The sequence below is a fragment of the Daeguia caeni genome, from assembly GCF_042653845.1.
Lineage (GTDB): Bacteria > Pseudomonadota > Alphaproteobacteria > Rhizobiales > Rhizobiaceae > Brucella > Brucella caeni.
This window is the reverse complement of the sequence record NZ_JBHSEL010000018.1, coordinates 1-1,532: the sequence shown is the minus strand read 5'-3', so window position 1 is coordinate 1,532 and position 1,532 is coordinate 1. Positions and strand designations below refer to the sequence as shown.

Here is a 1,532-nt window from a genome sequence, read left to right as displayed (position 1 = left end):
GTCACAAGCTTGGATGCTCATCTCCTCAATCAGGCGAATGACGAGGCGTATCGCAAAAATGAAATGTTGAGTCGGGCTCTTATATTTGTTCTTGATGTTGTAAATCTCGCGCTGCTCGAAATGGTAGATGACGAGAAAGATCCGGAAGGCAAAGATGATGGTGATTGCATAGGCTGACACTGCACAGATGCCAAGCACCAGGCCGCGTAGCCCGCCAATTTCCAGCGCCTTGTCCATAAGAAAGGACGAAGCGGCAACAATGAAGGCAAAACGGATCAATACGCTAACAAAATCAGATAGCTGCTTGATCGCGTCGAAATTTTCCTGCGCCTTTTTCTCAAGGTCTTCCCTGTTTTCATGTCGCAATAATGAAAACAACGTGCCGGTAAAAATATTGATGAGATATTTGAAGAAAGTCATGGGGCAACCTGCAATTGAGAAAAGACTTGTGCATTCAGGCTCTGAAACACTGATCTATTTGCAAAAGCATATTTTAACCAGCGCAGTCCAATAGTTACACACAATAAACACTGCCACGCATTGCAAAACACGGGAAATTCCGCAGCAGCGCGGCAGCCGATGGCCTGTCCCTTGGGTTGATCGTGACGAATGCAGCAAAAAGTAGTAATATTGGCAATTATCGTTTTGAACTTGTTTATTTTATTTTCAGATTGTTTAAATTGGAAATTTATCATGGGTATTGCTGACGATCTGTTGCGTCAGGTGCATTGAGGGGGGGATACTGTGTTGGTCAGGTCTGGTTTGCGCCTTGCAGGGCTTACACTTGTTCTGGGCGGTCTGGTTGCAGGCTGTGTCAGTTCGGAAGAGCAGCGTGCGATGGATATGGCGCGCGACAGGGATTATTGCCTCAGCCTGGGCTTTCCGACAGGCTCATCTGCATTGGCGGAATGCATGGCTACTGCATCGGCAAGCCGGGAGGCGGAGCGCAATCGTCAGGCGCAGGAACTCAGGGATTGGCGACGCCGACAGGACGATTTCCGGCGTATGCAGGAAAACAAAAAAAATGCCAAGCCGGATAATTGCCGTTCCGTGGAGCGCGTCACAACCAGAGAGGATGGTACGGTCGAGACCAAGCGCGAATGGACATGCACCAGTTTCTAGGTATTTAGTCTTGGTATGTGATGGTCTAGGTAACCGCCGCATAAGCGCGCAGACAAATACGAATTGATGCAAGCTGGATAGAGGCAAGGAATTGTCGTCCCGTTTGTCGTATCTGTTTGCGATGCCCGGAAGTGTTTGAGTTTGTTGAAGCACCTTTCGGCGGTGTTACACTGTTTATAGAGCCATGGACTGAAGGCTGGGACATTCACACGATTTGGCATGGGGCGAATGCAGCCCCATGCTCCTCATTCTTTGCGGCTTTGGTGTAAGCTGCCGCTGTCGTAAGCACGATCTGCCAATAATATCTGCCCAGGCCTGAACGTCTCAAACATGTCCGTCGTCGAATGATTTGAGACTATTTGTGTTTTTGAAGATTGGAGTTTCCGGCTCGGTTTGGGGTTTGATTTAAG

At 48.6% G+C, this 1,532-nt stretch carries 3 protein-coding genes; 1 reads left to right on the top strand and 2 read right to left on the bottom strand.

Annotated features, from left to right (window positions below):
• Positions 1-420, bottom strand: a 420-nt coding sequence (locus ACFO1V_RS01715) for a hypothetical protein (RefSeq protein ID WP_380075038.1), incomplete at its 3' end; no start/stop codon positions are given.
• Positions 417-695 carry a hypothetical protein gene (locus ACFO1V_RS01710; protein WP_374834773.1) on the bottom strand — a complete coding sequence of 93 codons (279 nt, stop codon included), beginning with the start codon at positions 693-695 and terminating at the stop codon, positions 417-419. The genes ACFO1V_RS01715 and ACFO1V_RS01710, both read right to left, overlap by 4 nt.
• A gap of 52 nt (positions 696-747) precedes the next feature.
• On the opposite strand from ACFO1V_RS01710, the gene ACFO1V_RS01705 reads away from it, so the two are divergent.
• Positions 748-1,122 (top strand): hypothetical protein, encoded by a 375-nt coding sequence (locus ACFO1V_RS01705; protein ID WP_374834775.1) that lies wholly within the window; start codon positions 748-750, stop codon positions 1,120-1,122.
• The last annotated feature ends 410 nt before the right edge of the window (positions 1,123-1,532 follow it).